The following is a 2,114-nucleotide window of genomic DNA, read 5'->3' as shown; positions in this document are numbered from 1 at the left end:
CCAACCCGGCGGGGCCGCGCAGCTAGAGAGGCCAGCAAGCTCCACACCTACGGACTCGCTACCCACAGTCTTGGGCGGTCGGTGGTGTCGTCCGTCCCACGCACATCGGGTTCATCCAGGGCAGACACAGACTTGGTCGCCGTGTAACGCCACGGCGCTCTCGGACGCTTACACAGGTCAAGAGGCGGATGAGGGGAGGAGATGGTCCCATGACCAATCGGAAGAAGCTGGCCGCGAAGGCTGCGACAGCCTTGCTTACGACTGGGCTGACCGTTGGCGGGTTCGCGGCTCCGGGGTTCGCGAAGATCACAACGCAGAACACCTCGTGCACGACCAAGGGCGGTCAGCAGCCCCCTGGCCAGCAACCGACCTGCTCGGGCGGTGGCCTCACGCAACACACGCAGAACGTGAACCCGGCGGGTCATACCCCCCCGGGTCAGAACTAGTAGTCCCTCGAGCAGTCAATCGAAATCGAGCCGAGGGGGGAGCCCTTAGTCATCGGTGCTGCGCGAGGCCACCGTTTTGATTCGGCGCACTGGCTTACGACATCGCCCCATGGGGGTAGGTGTGGAAGCCATTCGAAGCAAGGAGGCGGACCTCGAGCGATTGACCATGGCAACCGGCGTTGAGACCTGACGCACTGTCAGCTACGATCGCCGGGTGTTGGGACGTTGAGACGCGCCCGCGTCGGCGCCAGGTAGGCGTCGGCGGCCCTTCGGCTCGGAGGTTCCTGTGCTCGACTACAAGATCGAACGGGCAACGATCGTCGACGGCACAGGGGCGCCCTCGATCCGAGGTGACGTCGGGGTCCGAGACGGGCGCATCGTCGCCGTGGGAACAGTCGACGAGCCGGCAGCCAGGAGCTTCGACGCCGACGGGCTGGTCGTGGCGCCTGGTTTCGTGGACCCGCACACCCACTACGACGCGCAGCTGTTCTGGGATCCGTACGCCACGCCATCCAATGTCCACGGGGTGACCACGGTCGTCGGCGGCAACTGCGGCTTCACGCTCGCTCCCCTCAAGGCCGAGGACGCCGACTACACCCGGCGGATGATGGGCAAGGTCGAGGGCATGCCGCTCGCCGCGCTCGAGACTGGTGTCGGCTGGAGCTGGGAGACCTTCGCCGAGTACCTGGACGCAGTCGATCACGGCATCGCTGTCAACGCCGGCTTCATGGTCGGCCACTGCGCCCTCCGCCGCTACGTGATGGGGGCCGACGCCATCGGCAACGAGGCCACTCCTGAGCAGCTCGAGGCGATGGTCCGTGTCCTCCACGAGAGCCTCGAGGCCGGGGGCCTGGGGCTGTCCACGACACTTTCGAGCACCCACTCCGATGGCGACGGCCAGCCGGTGGCCTCGCGCTTCGCCTCGCACGAGGAGCTGATCGCCTTGTGCCGAGCCGTCGGCGAGCACGGCGGCACCACCCTCGAGGGCATCGTGCAGGGCTGCCTCAACACCTTCAGCGACGAGGAGATCGACCTGCTCGTCGGGATGTCGGTGGCGGCCCGCCGGCCGATCAACTGGAACGTGCTGACGGTCGACTCCCGGGTACCCGAGCGCGTGACGCGCCAGCTCGAGGCGTCGAGCATCGCCCAGCAGGCGGGAGGGCGCATCGTGGCCCTCACCATGCCGGTGCTCGTCCCGATGAACATGAGCTTCCGGACCTACTGCGCCCTCAACATGATCCCCGGCTGGGGGCCGATCCTCGGCCTGCCCATCCCCGAGCGCATAGAGAAGCTCCGCGATCCGGAGGTCAGGCAGGAGATGATGGCCCGGGCGAAGAGCCCGGAGGCGGGGGTGTTCCGCCGCCTGGCCGACTTCCGCCACTACGTGATCGGCGACACCTACTCCGCGGCCAACGAGGGCATGAAGGGCCGGGTGGTCGGGGAGCTGGCCACCGAACGCGGCGCCGACCCGTTCAGCACCCTCACCGAGATCGTCATCAACGACGAGCTGAAGACGATCCTCTGGCCTATGCCCCCCGACAACGACCCCGATACCTGGGAGCTCCGCAGGCAGGTGTGGTCGGACGACCGCGCCATGCTCGGCGGGTCCGACGCCGGCGCCCACCTCGACCGCATGTGCGGCGCCCCATACACCACGAGGTTCCTGGG

Annotated in this window: 1 protein-coding gene; it reads left to right on the top strand. The window is 67.7% G+C overall.

Annotation, left to right across the window (positions count from 1 at the left end):
* Positions 1-732 precede the first annotated feature (732 nt).
* The coding region (locus VGF64_09620) for an amidohydrolase family protein (GenBank protein HEY1635004.1) at positions 733-2,114 on the top strand (1,382 nt) is incomplete at its 3' end.

This window comes from Acidimicrobiales bacterium (genome assembly GCA_036491125.1).
Taxonomy (GTDB): domain Bacteria; phylum Actinomycetota; class Acidimicrobiia; order Acidimicrobiales; family AC-9; genus AC-9.
The sequence above is the reverse complement of the archived record's forward strand: the minus strand, read 5'-3'. Positions and strand labels throughout refer to the sequence as shown.